The 19427-nt window shown below is 33.0% G+C and carries 12 protein-coding genes; 4 read left to right on the plus strand and 8 right to left on the minus strand.

The features are described 5' to 3' along the window. The first annotated feature begins 33 nt into the window (after positions 1–33). Entirely contained in the window at positions 34–936 is a 903-nt protein-coding gene (locus IR010_RS09735) for a DUF6607 family protein (protein ID WP_194603358.1), read from the plus strand. 191 nt (positions 937–1127) lie between these two features. On the opposite strand, the gene IR010_RS09740 is transcribed toward IR010_RS09735, so the two are convergent. From IR010_RS09740 to argS, 3 genes are all read right to left on the minus strand, one after another. Beyond that, complete coding sequence (locus tag IR010_RS09740) at positions 1128–2504, minus strand: SusD/RagB family nutrient-binding outer membrane lipoprotein (RefSeq protein ID WP_194603361.1); 1377 nt, start codon at positions 2502–2504, stop codon at positions 1128–1130. 16 nt (positions 2505–2520) lie between these two features. Then, a complete protein-coding gene (locus IR010_RS09745) occupies positions 2521–5586 on the minus strand; it encodes a SusC/RagA family TonB-linked outer membrane protein (RefSeq protein ID WP_194603364.1) in 3066 nt (1021 codons plus the stop codon). 244 nt (positions 5587–5830) lie between these two features. Further along, positions 5831–7609 (minus strand): arginine--tRNA ligase, encoded by a 1779-nt coding sequence (gene argS / locus IR010_RS09750; RefSeq protein WP_194568572.1) that lies wholly within the window; start codon positions 7607–7609, stop codon positions 5831–5833. A gap of 331 nt (positions 7610–7940) precedes the next feature. On the opposite strand from argS, the gene IR010_RS09755 reads away from it, so the two are divergent. Continuing rightward, complete coding sequence (locus IR010_RS09755; RefSeq protein WP_194568574.1) at positions 7941–10358, plus strand: TonB-dependent receptor domain-containing protein; 2418 nt, start codon at positions 7941–7943, stop codon at positions 10356–10358. 98 nt (positions 10359–10456) lie between these two features. On the opposite strand, the gene IR010_RS09760 is transcribed toward IR010_RS09755, so the two are convergent. Next, a complete protein-coding gene (locus IR010_RS09760) occupies positions 10457–11128 on the minus strand; it encodes a copper homeostasis protein CutC (RefSeq protein ID WP_029272180.1) in 672 nt (223 codons plus the stop codon). A gap of 111 nt (positions 11129–11239) precedes the next feature. Further along, positions 11240–12247, minus strand: a complete 1008-nt coding sequence (locus IR010_RS09765; RefSeq protein WP_194568576.1) for a 3-oxoacyl-ACP synthase III family protein — start codon at positions 12245–12247, stop codon at positions 11240–11242. 262 nt (positions 12248–12509) lie between these two features. Between IR010_RS09765 and IR010_RS09770 the strand changes: the two genes are divergently transcribed. Beyond that, a complete protein-coding gene (locus IR010_RS09770; RefSeq protein WP_194568578.1) occupies positions 12510–14921 on the plus strand; it encodes a prolyl oligopeptidase family serine peptidase in 2412 nt (803 codons plus the stop codon). 117 nt (positions 14922–15038) lie between these two features. On the opposite strand, the gene IR010_RS09775 is transcribed toward IR010_RS09770, so the two are convergent. The 3 genes from IR010_RS09775 to IR010_RS09785 form a co-directional block, all read right to left on the minus strand. Beyond that, positions 15039–15989 (minus strand): ABC transporter ATP-binding protein, encoded by a 951-nt coding sequence (locus IR010_RS09775; RefSeq protein WP_194568868.1) that lies wholly within the window; start codon positions 15987–15989, stop codon positions 15039–15041. Positions 15990–16092: 103 nt separating this feature from the next. After that, positions 16093–16788 (minus strand): OmpA family protein, encoded by a 696-nt coding sequence (locus tag IR010_RS09780; protein WP_029272176.1) that lies wholly within the window; start codon positions 16786–16788, stop codon positions 16093–16095. A 30-nt stretch (positions 16789–16818) separates the two neighbouring features. Beyond that, entirely contained in the window at positions 16819–17322 is a 504-nt protein-coding gene (locus tag IR010_RS09785; RefSeq protein WP_029272175.1) for a lipocalin family protein, read from the minus strand. A 201-nt stretch (positions 17323–17523) separates the two neighbouring features. Here IR010_RS09785 and htpG point away from each other — a divergent pair, with 201 nt between their 5' ends. Then, positions 17524–19407: a molecular chaperone HtpG gene (gene htpG, locus IR010_RS09790; protein WP_194568580.1), complete on the plus strand. Its 1884-nt coding sequence runs from the start codon at positions 17524–17526 to the stop codon at positions 19405–19407. Positions 19408–19427 lie beyond the last annotated feature (20 nt).

The raw sequence follows: 19427 nt of genomic DNA on the forward strand, positions 1-19427 counted from the left end.
TTTGCAAAAAAATTTTAAAACAAAAAATAAGTTATGATTACAAAAAGCCTCTATTTTTCAGCCTTAATGGCTTTGACTTGTAGCCTTGGTTTCAGTCAGGACAAAAAACAACAAGACATCAAATCAATCAAATCAATGTGTGGTTGTTATGAAGTGAAATTTAATTTTACTGAAACTTTTCAATATCCCAAAGACTCTCTTACTTATAAACCATCTGAAACTAAACACGAATCGGGATTAGAATGGGTAGAATTAGTAGAAGACACTCAAAATAAAATTTCAATGCAGCATTTATTAATTGTAAGTGACGACATGATCATCAAACACTGGAGGCAAGACTGGCTTTACGAAAACACAGACTTATATTCATTTGACAAAGGCACCTCTTGGAAATACAAAAAATTAGACAAGAAAGCTGTAAAAGGACAATGGACTCAAAAAGTATATCAAGTAGATGATAGTCCTCGATATGAAGGATCATCAACTTGGGTACATGTTGACGGAAAAGACTATTGGGCAAACGTTGCTGATGCTCCACTTCCAAGAAGAGAACAAACAAAACGTAACGATTATAATGTTTTGAAAAGAAGAAACATTCACGAAATCACTGCTACAGGCTGGAATCACGAGCAAGACAATGACAAATTGGTTAGAGATGACAGTGGAAAAGATGTATTGTTAGCCCAAGAAAAAGGAATGGATGTTTACACAAAAGTTCCAGACAGCAAATGTGCGGCGGCTCAAAAATGGTGGGTTGCAAATAACTCACTTTGGAAAAATGTTCGTGAAAAATGGCAAACTGTTTTTGACAGACGCCAAGACTTAAACTTAGAAGCTAAAGTTGACAGAAAAGCACTTTATTCTCTTTTGTTTGATTTAAAACCAGACGCTACAAAAGCAGAGACTGATGCTATAATCAACAAATTCTTAAAATAAAAATGTTTGTGTTAGTTGTAAAAAAGCCGGTAATTTTAGTATTATCGGCTTTTTTTTATAAAATAAAAAACCGACCAAAATTGGACGGTTTTCCCAATATTATTTTTACTAAAAGGTTTACTAATTCAAAATAGTTAAAAATGAATAAAGGGTTGATATTAAGAATAAATTAATTTTAAAATTCAATTGAGTTAATTTTTATCCCACCAAACATTTGTAGTTACATTACTCACTACAGTAGCGTTTAAATTATATTGTCTTTCATCTGAGGGAGTTGGCAATCTCACTGGAATCAATTTTGTATTTGATGATTGGTTTGGAACTAAAACAGGAAAACCAGTTCTCCTGTAATCGTTGTAAGGTTCCATAGTCAAAAATAGAGCAATATATTTTTGTTGAATAATAGCTTCTAAATCAATATGTGCAGTTATAGAATTTAAAAAATCTGAAGTAACAACAGTTCCAGTGATTTTTAAAACAGAAGCAGCAACAGCATCTTCCAATGCAGGTTTAGCATCTTGTCCCAATCTAAATTTAGCTTCGGCTTCGATAAATTTAGCTTCAGCATATGTTACGAGCCCAATTGAAGAAGCAGCACTAGCAAAAGATGAACCTATATAAGAAGATGTAGCAGTGTCTAAGTCATTTGCCGCATTCCCTGTATAATTTCCATTTTTATCTTTAGCTACTGCAAATGATAATCTTGGATCACTATTGTTTTTTAAAGAATTAACAAAATATGCTCCTGCCTTCAAATAATTTTCACGGCTTTTATTAAAAGCATACCATTGATTTAATCCGTTTGAAGTGCCTGTAAAAAAAGTATTGGCATCATCTGCATTTGAACTTATTCCAGAAGCTAAAATATACTCTAGAGCTTTTTGTGAAGCATCTGTATCAACTTGAGATAATCTCAAAGCGTACCTCGCCTTTAAGACATATGCAATTTGAATCCATTTTTGAGTATCACCATTAAAAATGTAATCGTCACTTCCGGGAACTGAAATATTACTGGAAGCCGGTTTTTTAAAATTTATGATTGCATCATCAAGAATAGTCTGCAATCTTTGATAAATTTCTTGCTGTGTGTTATATTTAGGCATTTTATTTCCTTCGTCGGCTCTAAATGCCTCATCATAAGGAATATCTCCCCAAAGATCAGTTGCGTACCCAAGATTAATAGCTGTTAATACCTGCCCAATACCATTGTAATATGGATATCGCATCGCAAAATCACGATTTAAAATATAACCATTCATTAAAGTTGTCCCATACAATGTATTCCATTCATTATTAACATCTTGTTCAGTAACAATATAACGTTGAATATCACCTAATTGCCCAACACTTGTTCCTGCTAAATGCTGATCAAAAATATTTGATGTTCTAATCAATCCCGTTGTATGAGTTGAAAAAGTAGAAACTTCCATCGCAGACAACAACAAAGTCGGAGTTGTTGAAATAGGAGAATTTGGATTTTCATTAAAGTGATCTAATTCCGATTGACAACTTAGCAGCAAACTAACACTAGTAACTGTAAGAATTATACTTTTTATATATTTTTTCATTTTGTAGAATTTAAATTTAGAAACCGACTTTAAGAGTCATTATAAATGATTTACTGCCAGGATTATTAAAGTAATCTAATCCATTAATTTTCGAACCTGCACCGGTCAAGCTAGTTTCTGGATCAACACCTTTGTAATTGGTATTCAACCATAAATTTCTACCGGTAAATGACAGTTGAGCCGAATGAATAGCAGTAAATTTTTTCATATTGAAGTCATAGCTTAATGTAACATCTCTAAGCCTGATCCAGTTTACATTCGTAATTGCTTCTTCGGCGGCTCCTCCTCCATCACCTAAATATTTTTGGAAATAATTTTTAGCACTAATTGCAATATTATTTGGAGTACCATCAGCTTTAATGCCTTCTATAATATAAGTATGTTCTCTATCTGAAGAAGCTTCAGAAATTCCAAAATTATGCAATCTTGCTAATGTTCCATTGTAAACAGCTCCGCCATGTCTAAAGTCTAATAAGCCAGATAAGGTAACTCTTTTATAAGTAAATGTATTTCTTATTCCACCTGTCCATTTTGGCGCAGAATTTCCTAAATTTCCTGTTTCATTTTGAATTAGAGGCAATCCATCAGATCCAATAATTTTTTGACCATTTGCATCACGCTGCCATTTGGTACCATAAAAACTTCCCAAAGGCTGTCCTTTAACTGCATAATATCCTATTGAGCCAAAAGCAGATTCTATCGATATCTCATTTAGATTTCCTGAAATATCAGTAACCTTGTTTTCATTTTTAGCCCAATTTAAGTTTACGTTCCATTGAAATGGTTTGCCTTTTTTGAAAATATCATAGCCCAATTCAACTTCAACTCCCTTATTCACTAATTCAGCTGCATTTTGATATACAGTACCAAATCCGCTTGATTGTGGTAACGGTAATTCAATTAATAAATCTTTAGAGGTTTTATAATATAGATTTACATCAAATGTTAAACGGTTTTCTAAAAATTTTGTATTTAAACCAAGTTCATGACCTAAAACTCTTTCAGGTTTTAATTGTTGGTTTCCTAAACTGCCAGAAACAGCCATACCGTTTATACCATTATATGGAAAACTTAAACCATCGGTAAAACCGTCAGTCATAAATGGTTGTGCATATGTACTTATTGTTTTATATGCTTTGGGCGCAATTCCTACTTCTCCATAACCATAAGTCAATTTTACAAAATTTGTCCATTCCGGAAAATCAAATGTACTTGATAAGATCCAAGAAGCTGAAGCAGCAGGAAATATAGCGCTGTTGGCATCAGTCCCATAAGTAGAAGACCATTCTTTTCTAACGGATCCTGTTATAAAAAGCTGATTTTTTACATCAAATTCCAATTGTCCAAATAATGCTCTTGACATAATATTAGTCTCGTCATTTGATGCATACAATTGTGTGGCATTTGACAAATTATAAACTCCTCTTACAGCAAGTTCTTTGCCTCTCGAAAAGACATCGGTGTTTTGAGAAGAACGCAAATTTAAACCTGCTGTGTAATTAATTTTCAGCCACTCAGATTTCACTGGAAATAAACCGCTTGCGATAAAATCTCCATAAAATTGCTTATTGTTAATATTATTAAAAGCGACTTCTCCCATTCCTGCAAGATTATCCCCATTAGACGAAATAGCATAAACCTGTTTTCGATAATCAGAATAGGCATCAATACCACCTTTTGCAGTTAATGATAACCATGAACTTGGAGAATAAGTTAAATACATATTCCCAAAAACACGATTCACATCACTTGTCGCAGGGTTTTCATTTACAGTAAAATACGGATTATCATAAGTCGCATAGTAATTTTGATTATTTCCTTCAGCATCTTTATAATTTCTTAAATCATAATTACCAACCGACCGTAGTAAACTAAACATTACAGCAGAAGCATTACTTCCATTTTGAGATAATGTATTTGTGGTATGAGTATATTGTAAGCTCCCGCCTGTCTTCCATTTATCACTTAATTTTAAATCTCCAACAACTCTTAAGGTATTTCTTTTTAATCCAGTTTCTGGAATCATACCTGTTTGTGTAACATTTCCGTAAGAAGCTCTATAAGTAGCTTTCTCATTTCCGCCATAAAATGATATATTATTGGTAAATGTCAATCCTTCTTTAAAGAAATTACCAACATTGTCATACATTGGCACACCTAAAGATTCAGCACTTGGTCCCCAGCTTTGAGGTGTATTCTTGTTTATACTATTCGCAGCTGGATTAGTTCCCTGAACATATTTATTTTGTCTTGCTGGCAGTTGACTTACTTTATCAATTGCTAATGAAGTAGAATAATCTATTCCTAAACTTTTTCCTGTCTTTCCTTTTTTAGTCGTATAAATAATAACCCCATTACCCGCTCTTTCTCCATATAAAGCTGCTGCCGCAGGGCCTTTTAGTACTGATACACTCTCTATGTCATCTGGATTAATATCTAAAGCTCGGTTTGAATTGTTAATGCCTGATAAATTTGCATTAAAAGGATTATCTCCTGCGCTGGTTTGACTGGTAGTATTATCTATAGGGACACCATCAACCACAATTAGAGGATCAGAACTTCCCGTAATTGTATTTACACCTCTGATAATAATCTTACTTGAAGCACCTGGAGTTCCACCCGTACCAATAACTTGAACACCCGCAGCTTTTCCTGCTAATGCCTGTAAAACATTTTGTTCTCCAGATTTTGTTATTTCTTCAGAACTCACTTTTGATACTGCATATCCCAAAGTTTTTTCAGACCTTTTAATTCCTAAAGCTGTGACCACTAAACCTTCAAGCTCGACAGAATCATCTTTTAATTTGATATTAATTACTGCAGAACTTGCTGCCTGTTCTTGGGTTTTCATTCCGATATAAGTGAATACCAAAATTTGACCAGATGATGCTTTGATAGAATATTTACCATCCATATCTGTTTGTGTCCCAGATTTTGTTCCTTTTACTAAAACACTAGCACCTGGCAATGGCATTCCTGCGTTGTCTAAAACAGTTCCTGAAACTGTTCTTTCCTGCGCAAAAAACAATTGAGAGCTAAGCATGAAAAACATCATTATAAAAACTTTGATTTTTTGTTTCATTATTTATTTTTTTGAGTTAAGTGGCGCAAACCTATTAAAAAGATATAATTTTAACAAGATTTAAGCTTCTTTTAACATTAAAAATTATAAATATTTTATTACAAAATAAAATAATTGAGTGTTAATCAAAATAACATAAAGAATTTCAGATAATTAGGATTAACGATGATGGAAGGCATTTAAAAACAAAAAAGGCCGATAGTTTTAAAACTATCGGCCTTTTTTAAATATGCTGTAAGAAGTCTTACATTCTCTCCGGAACTTCAATTCCTAACAAAGTAAATGCTGACTTAATAACCTCAGCTACTTTTTGAGAAAGCTGGACTCTGAAAATCTTTTTTGTTAAATCTACTTCTCCTAAAATATGTACTGACTGATAGAACGAATTGTATTCTTTCACCAAATCATAAGTATAATTTGCTATCAACGCTGGACTGTGATTTTGTGCAGCATTCTGAATTACTTCTGGAAAAAGTTCGATTTGTTTTACCAGTTCTTTTTCTTTTTCGTGAAGCTCTTTAGTATTTGTTTTTGACGCAAAATCGAAATCGGCTTTACGAATTATAGATTGAATTCTGGCATAAGTATATTGAATAAAGGGACCCGTATTTCCTGCGAAATCAACCGATTCTTCTGGATTAAATAAAATACGTTTTTTAGGATCTACTTTTAAAATATAATATTTCAAAGCACCAAGACCGATTGTATTGTACAATTTGGCTTTCTCTTCGGCAGAATAACTGTCTAGTTTTCCTAAATCTTCTGAGATTTGTTTTGCCGTATCTGTCATGTCTTGCATCAAATCATCAGCATCTACAACAGTTCCTTCACGGCTTTTCATTTTTCCAGATGGCAAATCTACCATCCCGTATGATAAGTGATAAAGACTTGAAGCCCAATCAAAACCTAATTTTTTTAGAATTAAAAACAAAACTTTAAAGTGATAGTCTTGCTCATTACCAACTGTGTAAACCATCCCGCCAACATCTGGCATATCTTTTACACGCTGAATTGCTGTTCCGATATCTTGTGTCATGTAAACCGCAGTTCCATCAGAACGCAAAACAATTTTACGATCTAAACCTTCATCTGTCAAATCAATCCAAACTGAACCATCGGGATCTTTTTCGAAAACACCTTTATCAAGACCAACCTGAACCACATCTTTTCCTAACAAATAGGTATTGCTTTCGTAGTAATATTTATCAAAATTAACGCCAAGATTTTTATAAGTAGTTGCGAAACCTTCATAAACCCATTCATTCATTTTTTTCCAAAGTGAAATAACTTGATCGTCACCCGCTTCCCATTTTTTAAGCATTTCTTGTGCTTCAATAATAATTGGCGCTTGTTTCTTTGCTTCTTCTTCGGTTTTACCAGTTTCTATTAATTGATTGATTTCTGCTTTATAAGCTTTATCAAATTCAACATAATATTTCCCAACTAACTTATCTCCTTTTAAATTTGAGCTTTCTGGAGTTTCTCCATTTCCAAATTTCTCCCAAGCCAGCATCGACTTACAAATATGGATTCCACGATCGTTGATAATCTGTGTTTTGTAAACTTTTTTACCAGAAGCTTTAATAATTTCAGCAACCGAATATCCTAACAAATTGTTACGAACGTGACCTAAATGCAGTGGCTTATTTGTATTTGGTGAAGAATATTCGACCATAATAGCTTTATCCTCTGGGTTTGGTGTTACATATCCAAACTTATTATTATCCTTGATTTCATTAAAGAAATTCAAATAATAACTATCTGAAATTACAATATTCAAAAAACCAGAAACCACATTAAAACGAGCTACTTCAGAAACATTTTCAACTAAATAATTTCCAATTTTATTCCCTAATTCGGCTGGATTGCTTTTAATCACTTTTAGTAATGGAAAAATTACCATTGTTATATCGCCTTCAAACTCTTTTCTAGTAGTCTGAAATTCGATTTTATCAACAGTAACATCAAATAATGCCTGAATTGCTTTTTGTATAGAAGGTGTAAGAATTTGTGATAATGACATGTAAACTTATTTTTAAAGTGAGCAAAGATACTGCTTATTCATCAATTACAGAAAATGAAAAAGATATAAAATCACACAAAACAATTAGAATTTCTTAAAAAGAAGTTTGTTTCGAATGTTAAAATTATCAAAAAATTAAAACACTAATCTCTTATAAAACAGGGTTAACACATAAAAAAAATATTTTTTTTGACTTTTATCTGTAACATATCGATGATAAAAGAGTCTTAATAGGAGCTTTGAATTCGTTTAAGGCGAAAAAATCTAACAAAACAAAAAATAAAAAAATCATCATCATCAATCAAATCAAAATAATCAATTTATTACAATTATGAAATTAAAATTCTTTCTGTTAGCATTACTGGGAGTAATGGCAACAGCACAAGCCCAGAATTCAGGGACAATTTCTGGAAAAATCACTGAAAAATCGAATAACGCACCTATTTCTTATGCTACGGTATCAATCAAGGACAACGGTAAAGTAGTTTCAGGAGTTAATACAGATGATAATGGTGATTTTACTATTAAAAATTTAGCTTTAAAAAGCTACACAATCGAAATTCAATATATCGGATTTAGAAAATATATTGGATCTGCAATTTTAAGTGAAAACAAAAAAACAGCTACTGTTAATGTTGGTCTTGAAGAAGAAGCAACACAGCTTAAAGGCGTAAATATTGTTGCCGAACGCTCAACAATGGAACAAAAAATTGACCGAAAAGTAATTACAGTAGGGAAAGATTTAACTACTGCCGGAGCTTCAGCATCTGACATTATGAGTAATATTCCTTCTGTAAATGTAGATCAAGATGGAAAACTTTCACTTCGTGGAAACGACAATGTACGTGTATTAATTGACGGACGACCATCTAATATTGATCCGGCTCAATTGCTAAAACAAATTCCATCAACTTCTATCAAAAAAATTGAGTTGATTACAAACCCAAGTGCAAAATACAATCCAGAAGGAATGTCTGGAATCATCAATATTATTTTACACAAAAATGCAAATACTGGTTTTAACGGAAGTTATAGTGGAGGAATTACTTTTGGAGAAACTGCTAAATACAATCAATCTTTAGATTTGAATTACAAAACTGGAAAAGTAAACTTTTTTGGAAATGCAGGTCAAAATTTTGGAACGTATTTTAATGACGGTAGAATTACAAGATTAGATCAAGACGTTAATCAAAAATTAAATATTTCGAATGAAAATGATAATTATTTGTATAAAGTTGGTATGGATTATTTAATAAATGATCACAATACTTTATCATTTTATACCAATCAAAATAAATCAACCGGAGAAGGAAATGTAATTACGGATATTGACTACAACAATGGTGATCCAGACATTATGAATATTTACCAAAAATCGAGATATCAAGGTCCAAATAAAACTGGAACTTATAACTTGGCATACAAACATATCTTTAAGAAAGAAGGACACACTTTAGATTTTGAAGGAAACTACAGCGATACTAAAGTAACTCAAAACGCAAGTTTTGATACTCAAACAACAAGACCTGACAATACAGCAAACAATGTTATTTATAGCGATGTGATTGGTGATCAAAGAAAATTAAGCACTATAAATGTTGATTATGTAAATCCGCTAAACGATAAAACAACATTAGAAGCTGGTGCTGAGGCAAGAGTAACAAGAACTAATAATGATTACAATACTGGAAATCCTTCGGTTCCTGCAGCAAATCAAATTTCTAATTATACTTATGATACTGATATTTATTCAGCGTATGTAACTTTTGGACAAAAATTTAAAAAATTCAGCTACCAATTAGGTACTCGTTTTGAAAGTTATAAAGTTGCCGCTAATTTAAACCATGGTGCAACTAAATTTGATGATGATTATATTACATTATATCCATCAGCTTACTTGACTTACAATTTAAATGAGAAAAACGTTTTGCAATTAAGCTACAGCCGTCGTGTCGACCGTCCGAGTTTAGAGCAGACAAAACCTATTCGTGAATTTTCTACTCCTTTAGTAACTTCATACGGAAATCCTGAATTAAGACCTCAGTTTACAAACTCTGTAGAAGTAAATTATACTAAAACTCTTGAAAAAGGAAGTATCACTGCCGGTATTTTCGTAAGAAGCATTAACGATCAAATTAGCAGAACTTTAAGCCCTGATCCTAATGATGCTTCAGGATACAAGCAGATCTTAAGCTTTACAAATTATGATAATAATAGCGCTTATGGTTTTGATGTTTCTCTTAACTATAAAATCACAAAATGGTGGGATATCCAACCATCTATTGATTTCTCAAGCATAAAACAAGAAGGAGTTGTATTCGTATTTGATCCTGCAACAAGCACAAGTTCACCGCTTCAACGCAGTGTCACAACTTCAGCTTTTAATGCTCGTATGAACTCAAACTTTAAGCCTACAAAACGTTTAAGCTTTTTATTGTTTGGTTTTTACAGAGGACCGGTTAATGAAATACAACAACAAAGAAAAGAAATGTACAAAATGGACATCGGTTCACGCTATACATTGTTAGACAACAAAATGAATATAAGTGTACGTTTCAATGATGTTTTCAATACAATGAGATATGCATTTGATGGAATCTATCCTTATCCCCAAACTGGACAGTTTACTTGGGAAAGCCAAACGGTTTATCTAGGTCTGACATATAACTTTGGAGGCGCAAAAATCAAGAATTTACAGCGTAAACAAAGAGAAGACAACACTAATAAAGGTGGCGGTGGAATGTTTTAATCCCATCTTATAATAGTAAGTTTTAATATTTTTGAATAATTTCTTGTAGAAAAAAAGGCCTGGAGTATGCCAACTCCAGGCCTTTTTTACTTTCTTATTTATAAAAAGTTTTTTAATTCTTTTATTTCTTCAGGATTTGCTGTTTCCGTATTATCTGTAATGGCTGAAGAATGAAAAAATGTTGGCTCGAGTTTATCTTGTAATAATTTAATATTTGAAGATCTTAGTCCTCCGCCGGGCATAATCTCAATTCTGTCTTTGGCTAATTTTTGAATCAATTCTAGATCGAAAATCCCTTCTTCTACATTTTTTCCGTGTCCGGAAGTTAGAATGGTCTTAAATCCACAATCAATTACATCTTCCAGCGATTTTTCAAAATCAGGAACATAATCAAAAGCGCGATGAAAAGTGCAAGATAACGGACTAGACAGGTTTACCAACTCTCGATTCTGTTTCTTATTTACAGTTCCATCAGAATTTAAAATTCCGAATACAAAACCATCAACTCCAAGTTTTTTAAACTGTTTGATATCTTGTTTCATTTCAACAAACTCTTCATCAGTATAAACAAAATCTCCCCCACGCGGTCTTATTATCACATGCATTTTTATGGATAATTTCTCTCGCACTCTTACCGCTAATATAGAATTTGGAGTTGTACCGCCAAGGTTCATATTGTCACATAATTCAATTCTGTCAGCGCCGCTTTCTTGCGCTATTATTGCTGAATCGTAATTGAAGCAGGCTATTTCTAGTTGATTTTTTTTCATTATTTTAAAGCTATTTCTTCTAGTTTGTCATTCCGCGCTGACACAAACAAATTTATAAAAAAACCTGCTCCAAAAAGAGCAGGTTTTAAATATAATACAAGATGAATTAAGTTACCATTTAATAATAGCGCTCGCCCAAGTGAATCCACTTCCGAAAGCGGCTAAAACTACTGTATCACCAGATTTGATTTTTCCTTGTTCCCAAGCTTCTGTCAAAGCAATTGGAATAGATGCTGCAGTTGTATTTCCGTATTTTTGAATATTATTATGCACTTGATCGTCTGTCAATTTGAATTTATTTTGAATGTATTGGGAAATTCTCAAATTCGCTTGATGAGGAATCAGCATATCAATATCTGAAACTTGCAGGCCATTTGCTTCTAAGCCTTCGTTAATTACTTCGGCAAAACGAACAACTGCATTTTTAAATACGAACTGGCCGTTCATATACGGATAATAACTTTCGTCATTTGGGTCATTATCTGCTAAAATATCAGTTACCCAGCGTGCGCCCATTCCAGGAGCCTGTAAAGCTAATTCTTCAGCATGCTGTCCTTCAGAATGTAAATGCGTTGATAAAATTCCTTTAGACAAATCTTCTTCACGGCTTAAAACTGCCGCTCCTGCTCCATCTCCAAAAATTACCGAAACGCCACGCCCGCGTGTTGTCATATCCAATCCAGTTGAATGCACTTCTGAGCCAATTACCAAAATATTTTTATACATTCCGGTTTTAATGTACTGATCTGCAACAGAAATTGCATAAACGAAACCAGAACATTGGTTTCTTACATCTAGTGCTCCAACTGTACGCAATCCTAAATCACGTTGTACTAAAACTCCAGGTCCTGGAAAATAGTAATCTGGACTTAATGTAGCAAAAACTACAAAATCAATATCTTCTTTGGCTACGCCAGAACGTTCTATTGCAATTTTAGCTGCTTTTACTCCCATTGAAGTTGTGGTATCTTCTCCACGAATAATATGTCTACGCTCCTGAATTCCTGTTCTTTCTTGAATCCATTCGTCATTAGTCTCCATAATCTTAGACAAATCATCGTTGGTCACAACATTAGAAGGAACATAATATCCTAAGCCCGCTATTTTTGAATGATACATATTCTTTTATTATTTGTTAAAAAATTGGATTGCAAATTTACGTATACTTTAAAACATAAGCGTACAAATTAGTGTTTTTTTCGTTATTAGCAATTTAATATACTTTAATTATAAAGCCAATTAAAACTAATTCTCTTTTGAAAAAACAGTTTTTGCTCAAAAACAATGAAAAGTCTGAAAATTAACGTTTAAAATGTAACAAGATAGAAGTACTTTAGTCAAACATTACGAATACCATTTTTAAACTCCAAAAATTCAAATTATGAAATTAAAGGTCACACTACTCTTATTTCTAAACATTGGTTTTATAGCTTTTGCCCAAGAAAGCTTAACCTACCAAAAACCATCAAAATCTATATTAGATTTAGCAGATTACGAAAGAGCTCCGACAGTATCTATGGATACTAAAAAAGAATACATGTTATTAATGTATAGAAGTACATACAAAACATTAGATGATTTAAACCAAGAAGAACTTCGTTTGGGCGGATTAAGAATTAATCCTATTACGAACATTTCAAGTACTGTTACGTATTTAAACAATTTAAAAGTTCGTAAAATAAACGGCACTGCAGAAGTACAAGTTACAGGCTTGCCAGCTAATCCTAAAATAAGCAACATTCAATGGTCGCCAAACGATAAAAAAATATTGTTTTCGCACACTACCGCTATAGGCGTTGAGCTTTGGGTTTTAGATGTTGCGACTGCTGCAGCTGTCAAACTCACAGATGCTACTGTTAATGCAAATCTTGGAAATCCGTTTAACTGGCTTTTAGACAACGAAACTATTTTGGTAAAAATGCTTCCAAAAAACAGACAGCCTTTATTAGATTCTAAAAAAGATTTGCCAACCGGACCAATTATTTCAAATACTTCTGGACAAAAATCTTCAAACAGAACGTATCCAGATATGTTGAAAAACACAAATGATGAAATTAATTTCGAGAACATCATTACATCTGAATTATACAAAGTAAATCTAAGCGGAAATGCAGTTTTGTTTAAAGAGGCAGCAATGTACGCTGGAGAAAGAATCTCTCCTGATGGAAATTTCATTATGCTTACTACGATTCAAAAGCCATTTTCATATGTCGTTCCGCTAAGCAGATTTCCTTCTAAAACAGTTGTTTACGATTCAAGAGGAAAAGAAATCAAAATAGTAAACGAAGTGCCCTTAAATGAAGTAATGCCAAAAGGTTTTATGGCTACTAGAAAAGGAAAAAGAGATATGAGCTGGAGAACAGATAAACCTGCTACATTATCTTACACAGTTGCTTTAGACGAAGGAGATCCTGCGAACAAAGTAGATTTTAGAGATGAAGTTTTTCTTTGGGAAGCTCCCTTTACAAACGAAGCAACTTCATTAGTAAAAACACCTCAACGTTTTAGCGATGTAATTTGGGGTAATGATAATATTGCTGTTATTTATGATGAATGGTATGACACAAGAAATACCAAAACCTATTTAATAAATCCATCAAAACCAAGCGAACAGCCAAAACTGATTTCAGACAGAAATTCGCAAGATGTTTATTCAGATCCAGGAAAATTTGAAACTAAGAAAAACGAATACAACAAATATGTATTAGCGATCGAAAATGACAATGCTTTTCGTATTGGCGAAGGATATACTAAAACGGGCCAATTTCCTTTTATAGACGAATTCAATTTAAAAACATTAAAATCAAAACGTATTTATACTTCTTCTTATAAAGATAAAAAAGAAGATTTGATGGAAATTGAAGATTTTAAATCCGGTAAAGTTTTGGTTCAGATTCAGTCTAAAAATGAACCGCCAAATTATTATTTCAGAAATATTAAAAAACAAAACAGCTTAACTCCAATTACTGCTTTTAAAAATCCTTTTGAAAGTATTAAAGATGTGAGTAAAGAAGTAATCAAATACAAACGTAAAGACGGACTTGAATTGTCTGGAACTTTATATTTGCCTGCTGGTTATGATAAAACAAAAAAAGAGAAATTGCCGCTGTTAATCTGGGCGTATCCAGCAGAATATAAAGACAGAAACAGTGCTAGTCAATCTACTCAAAACTCAAATGAATTTACTTTTCCATATTACGGATCTTTTGTGTATTGGGTAACGAAAGGATATGTGGTTTTAGATGATGCTGCTTTCCCAATTATTGGAGAAGGAACTACAGAACCTAATGACAACTTTATTTCTCAATTGGTAGATAATGCTGCAGCTGCAATTGATGCTGTTGATGCTTTAGGTTACATTAATCGCAAAAAAGTTGCTGTTGGCGGACATTCTTATGGTGCATTTATGACAGCAAACTTATTAACACATTCTAATCTTTTTGCATGTGGAATAGCTCGAAGCGGTGCTTACAACAGAACTTTAACTCCTTTCGGATTTCAAACTGAACAACGCAACTATTGGGAAGTTCCAGAAGTTTACAATACAATGTCGCCTTTTATGAATGCTGACAAAATGAAAACACCAATTTTACTAGTTCACGGTGAAGCCGATAATAATCCTGGAACTTTTACTTTGCAGACAGAACGTTATTTTCAAGCTTTAAAAGGTTTAGGAGCAAATGCAAGAATGGTGATTTTACCAAAAGAAGCGCACAGTTATGTAGCCAAAGAAAATATTTTGCACTTGCTTTGGGAACAAGATCAGTTTTTAGAAAAATATTTAAAAAACTAGATTAATCCAAATCATAAAATAAAAACAACCCCGGCAATCTCTGCGCTTCAGGACTGTCGGGGTTGCTATTTTTAGTCAGAAAAAATTATTTAATTTTTACATTGACAAATTTTCTAATTACAGATAATTCAATCCTAAGAAAATTTCCTGCTCAAGAGGCAAGTCAATTTCACTTTCAAAAAAGATCAATTGTCTTTTATAAACGGTTTCGATCAAATAATGATTTCCTCTAAAATAAGTTCTTCTGATTTTTACCGGCAATTTTGATTCGGGCACCATTTTAAACTGGTGCGGATAAACCAAAGTTTTATGCGTTTCATCTTCGTAAGAAAGCAATAGATGAGTCGGAACTTCGTTAACTTCACCAAACAATGACGCTACATATTTAGTTTCTGGATCTTCGTATATTTTTGTCGGATTATCTTTTACGATAATTTCTCCATTTCGCATAACGATTGCTTCATCTGCAAACGACAACGCATCTGTACTGTCGTGTGTTGCTATAATACAGGTAATTCCTTTTTGTTTTAGGTAACGAAACAAATTTCGGCGTAAAGCATTTTTCCTAAAAGCATCAATTTGACTGAAAGGTTCATCTAGCAAAATTACTTCTGGTTCTAAAGCTAAAACTCTAACCAAAGCTACTCTTTGCTGTTGACCTCCACTTAAAAATTTAGCTTTTACATTCGAAAACTGTTCCATTTCAACCATTTCCAGCAATTCCTGAACGCGGAGTTTTTTCATATTGGCAAAACCGTTAGACAGAAATTTTCCAACATTTTCAGCAACTGTTTCAAAGGGAGACAAATCAAAGTCCTGCGCCAGATATTTCATGTAAGGCATTCCTGGAATCAAATTATATTTTGGCCCCAAAATAGGTGTATCTCCATAAAAAATCTTCCCTTCATCTAAATCATATAAACCATACATCAGTTTAAGAAGCGTACTTTTTCCGCAGCCGCTTTCGCCAATAATAGCAATATTTTCACCTTTGTTTATAGTGAAAGAAACGTTTTTGATAACGGGTTTATCTGTATACGAAAAAGAAATATTCTGAATATCGAGCATGGGTTGTATTTGAAAGTCCAAATTTACAATGTTTAATTTCTAAAGTCAAAAAAAAAGCTGCTTCAATTAAGAAACAGCTTTTAAGATTTTTTATTGCAGTAAATTATTTTCCAGCCTCAGCTTTAGCATCATTTACCATTTTATCATTTGCTGTGATAGAAAACTCTACACGACGGTTTTGCGCTCTTCCTTCTGGCGTATCATTTGTTGCAATCGGATCTACAATTCCTAACCCTGAAGTTTTGAAACGGCTCGATTTTAATCCTTTTGAAACTAAATATGCCTGCACAGAAGCTGCTCTTTGTCCTGAAAGTGTTAAGTTATATTCTGGTTTTCCTGTATTATCAGTATAACCAAAAATTTGAATATCAGTATCTCCGTAATCGTTGAATACAGGAACCAATTTATCTAAATTTGCTTTAGCTGTTGAAGTCAAAGTTGATTTGTTAGTATCAAAACGAACAGCATTTTCGTTCAAAGTTAAGTGAATTCCTTCACCAACTCTTTCTACGTCAGCACCCGGAAGCGCTTGATCAATTTCACGAGCTTGCTTGTCCATTTTATTTCCAATCAAGGCTCCAGTTCCTCCACCTACGGCAGCACCAATGGCAGCACCTAGCGCGGCATTTCCACCGTGTCCTAAGTTATTACCTAAAATTCCACCAATAAGACCACCGGCAACTACTCCAATTCCGGCTCCTTTTTGTGTATTATTTGCATTCTTTACTGAATCACAGCTTGCAAAAAAACTAGTTAATACAAGTAAACTGCTTAACCCTAAAACTGTTATCTTTTTCATGTGTATAAATTTTATATTAATTGGCTCTTTTTAATTAGCTCTTTGAAATTGGTACGTTACATCCTTAGTTTGACCACCAACATTGATGTTGTCAATTAACTGAAATGAGTTATCACTCAGACCTGCAACTTTTAGTAAATAACCTGATTTTACATTTTTAGATTTTGTACCAGGATCTACAATTTTAAGAACAAAAAGCCCTTGATTATTAATACTCCAAACGATTGGAGATGTAAATGCAGTACAGCTTGGTGCTGTAAGCGTCATTGTACCTTTATTATTATTTGAAATAAAGTTCCAAGTGCTGCCAATAAAACATTTTGAATCGGCAAGATCAAATGAATTTACTTTAATATAGTCTGAACCTGGATAAGAAACATTGGTTAAAACCCAATTTCCTTTAATAGCTACTTGAGTAGATTTGTCAAGTTTAGTCGAAAGTGCTGGTGCTTCTGTAGAAGCTGTAGTGGACGAAGCTGATTTACACGCAAATAAAACCGTGGCCATCAAGCAAATGAAAATAATTTTCTTCATTTTGTAATTTTTTTAAGTTAATACTTACACGTTTAACAATTATTATACCACAAATATACGATTCGTATAAAGATTAACAGTTCCAAAATCTGATTTTTTTCTTTCAGAATTAACACTTAAGACATTTTGTCACCCCAAAAACAATTGGTATTCTATTTGAAGGAATGAGAATCATAACATTAAATTAAAAAATATAAAAATATGACAACAGGTAAAATTAATGTTTCAGTAGAAAACATCTTTCCTTTAATCAAAAAGTTCTTGTATAGCGATCACGAAATTTTCTTGCGTGAGCTTGTTTCAAACGGAACCGATGCTACTTTAAAATTAAAACACCTAATTAGTATTGGCGAAGCTAAAGTTGAATACGGAAATCCGGTTATTGAAATTAAAGTTGACAAAGAAGGTAAAAAAATCCACATTATCGACCAAGGTTTAGGTATGACTGCTGATGAAGTAGAAAAATACATTAACCAAGTTGCTTTTTCTGGAGCTGAAGAATTCTTAGACAAATACAAAGATTCTGCTAAAGATTCTGGAATTATTGGTCACTTTGGTCTTGGTTTTTACTCTGCCTTTATGGTTGCAGAAAAAGTAGAAATCATTACAAAATCATATAAAGATGAGCCAGCAGCACACTGGACATGTGACGGAAGCCCTGAATTTACTTTAGAGCCAGCTGACAAAACTTCACGCGGTACAGAAATTATCTTGCACGTCGCTGAAGATTCTCTTGAATTTTTAGAAGATTCTAAAATCGCTGGATTATTGAATAAGTATAATAAGTTTATGCCTATTCCAATTAAATTCGGAACAAAAACAGAAACACTTCCAAAACCGGAAGATGCTCCTGAAGATTACATCAACGAAACAGTTGAAATCGACAACATTATTAATAATCCAAATCCAGCTTGGACAAAACAGCCAACTGAATTATCTGATGAAGATTATAAAAACTTTTACAGAGAACTGTATCCAATGCAGTTCGAAGAACCTTTATTCAACATTCATTTAAATGTAGACTATCCGTTTAACTTAACTGGAATTTTGTATTTCCCTAAATTGGGTTCTGACTTACAAATTCAGAAAGATAAAATTCAATTGTACCAAAACCAGGTTTATGTTACAGATAACGTAGAAGGAATTGTACCTGAATTTTTGACAATGCTAAAAGGAGTTATTGACTCTCCGGACATCCCGTTAAATGTTTCTCGTTCTGGCTTGCAAGCTGACGGAGCTGTTAAGAAAATCTCTAACTACATTACTCGTAAAGTAGCTGATAAATTAAAAGCTTTATTTAACGAAAACCGTGCTGATTTTGAATCAAAATGGAACGACATTAAGATTGTTCTAGAATACGGAATGCTGTCTGAAGATAAATTCTACGAAAAGGCTGGTGCATTTGTATTATACCCAACTGTAGATGACACTTATTTTACTCTTGAAGAATTAAAAGAGAAACTAAAAGACAATCAAACAGATAAAGATGGAAAACTTGTCGTTCTGTATGCTGGAAATAAAGAAGCACAACACTCTTATATTGAAACAGCAAAAGCAAAAGGATACGAAGTATTACTTTTAGATTCTCCGATTATTTCACATTTAATTCAAAAAATTGAAGGTGATAACAGCGGTTTAACTTTCGTTCGTGTAGATTCTGACCATATTGATAATTTAATCAAAAAAGACGAAAACACGATTTCGAAATTATCTGACGAAGAAAAAGAAACTTTAAAAACTTCATTAGAAGCTTACATTCCAAAAGCATACAGTGTTCAATTAGAAGCTATGGACAGTCAAGCTGCTCCGTTTATCATCACGCAACCAGAATTTATGCGCAGAATGAAAGAAATGAGTCAGTCTGGAGGCGGTGGAATGTTCGGAATGGGAAATATGCCAGAAATGTACAATTTGGTTGTAAACACAAATTCTGATTTAGCTTCAAGTATTTTAAATACAGAAGACAAAACACACCAAGAGCACCTAGTAAAACAAGCTTTAGACTTAGCAAAATTATCGCAAAACCTATTAAAAGGTGAAGCTTTGACTGCTTTTGTAAAAAGAAGTTTTGAAATGATTAAATAAGAATTTCATTAAATTATTTT

The sequence above is a fragment of the Flavobacterium sp. MR2016-29 genome, assembly GCF_015350695.1.
GTDB lineage: Bacteria > Bacteroidota > Bacteroidia > Flavobacteriales > Flavobacteriaceae > Flavobacterium.

What these genes read in the sequence shown, in the direction of transcription:
- IR010_RS09780 (WP_029272176.1), bottom strand. Translation starts at nt 16,788, where the DNA reads ATGAAAAAGATAACAGTTTTAGGGTTAAGCAGTTTACTTGTATTAACT.
- IR010_RS09740 (WP_194603361.1), bottom strand. Translation starts at nt 2,504, where the DNA reads ATGAAAAAATATATAAAAAGTATAATTCTTACAGTTACTAGTGTTAGT.
- argS (WP_194568572.1), bottom strand. Translation starts at nt 7,609, where the DNA reads ATGTCATTATCACAAATTCTTACACCTTCTATACAAAAAGCAATTCAG.
- IR010_RS09765 (WP_194568576.1), bottom strand. Translation starts at nt 12,247, where the DNA reads ATGTATCATTCAAAAATAGCGGGCTTAGGATATTATGTTCCTTCTAAT.
- IR010_RS09760 (WP_029272180.1), bottom strand. Translation starts at nt 11,128, where the DNA reads ATGAAAAAAAATCAACTAGAAATAGCCTGCTTCAATTACGATTCAGCA.
- htpG (WP_194568580.1), top strand. Translation starts at nt 17,524, where the DNA reads ATGACAACAGGTAAAATTAATGTTTCAGTAGAAAACATCTTTCCTTTA.
- IR010_RS09755 (WP_194568574.1), top strand. Translation starts at nt 7,941, where the DNA reads ATGAAATTAAAATTCTTTCTGTTAGCATTACTGGGAGTAATGGCAACA.
- IR010_RS09770 (WP_194568578.1), top strand. Translation starts at nt 12,510, where the DNA reads ATGAAATTAAAGGTCACACTACTCTTATTTCTAAACATTGGTTTTATA.
- IR010_RS09775 (WP_194568868.1), bottom strand. Translation starts at nt 15,989, where the DNA reads ATGCTCGATATTCAGAATATTTCTTTTTCGTATACAGATAAACCCGTT.
- IR010_RS09735 (WP_194603358.1), top strand. Translation starts at nt 34, where the DNA reads ATGATTACAAAAAGCCTCTATTTTTCAGCCTTAATGGCTTTGACTTGT.
- IR010_RS09785 (WP_029272175.1), bottom strand. Translation starts at nt 17,322, where the DNA reads ATGAAGAAAATTATTTTCATTTGCTTGATGGCCACGGTTTTATTTGCG.
- IR010_RS09745 (WP_194603364.1), bottom strand. Translation starts at nt 5,586, where the DNA reads ATGAAACAAAAAATCAAAGTTTTTATAATGATGTTTTTCATGCTTAGC.